This is a genomic window from Agrobacterium sp. MCAB5 (assembly GCF_052114365.1).
Taxonomy (GTDB): Bacteria; Pseudomonadota; Alphaproteobacteria; order Rhizobiales; family Rhizobiaceae; genus Agrobacterium; species Agrobacterium tumefaciens.
On the sequence record NZ_JBFREP010000335.1, the window covers coordinates 1 to 386 of the forward strand.

A 386-nucleotide genomic window follows, 5' to 3' on the forward strand; every position below is an offset into this window, starting at 1 on the left:
GTTTTCAGTCGATCAGATTGCCTTTTGGGTTTTCAGTCGATCAGATTGCCTTTTGGCAGAGCGCCCTCAACGGCGATCACCCGCTGGATGTAGAGCGGTTCGTTGGAAACCGGTGCGCTCATGCCGAATGCCGGCATGATCCTCACATAGAAACCGTATCCGCTGGGGCTGATATCCGGGTCGATGGTGATCTCGTTGGCTATGGCCMACATCCAGCCGCTATTGTCGAGGGCATTCGCACCACCGAATTGCAGGGCGGAGCAGCTTATCGTCCGAACCGCGCCGCCGCTTTTCGTAATCAGTGTGACATAGGGCGCTCGCTGCCCCTCGCTATTTTTGTAAAGCACCGCGAAGGAGACGGTTCTGCCAATCATCGCGGCTGCCTC

1 pseudogene is annotated in these 386 nt (G+C 56.9%); it reads right to left on the reverse strand.

Annotated features, from left to right (window positions below):
* Nucleotides 1-32: 32 nt before the first annotated feature.
* A pseudogene (locus AB4Z23_RS28900) lies at nucleotides 33-386 on the reverse strand (SGNH/GDSL hydrolase family protein); the annotation flags it as partial.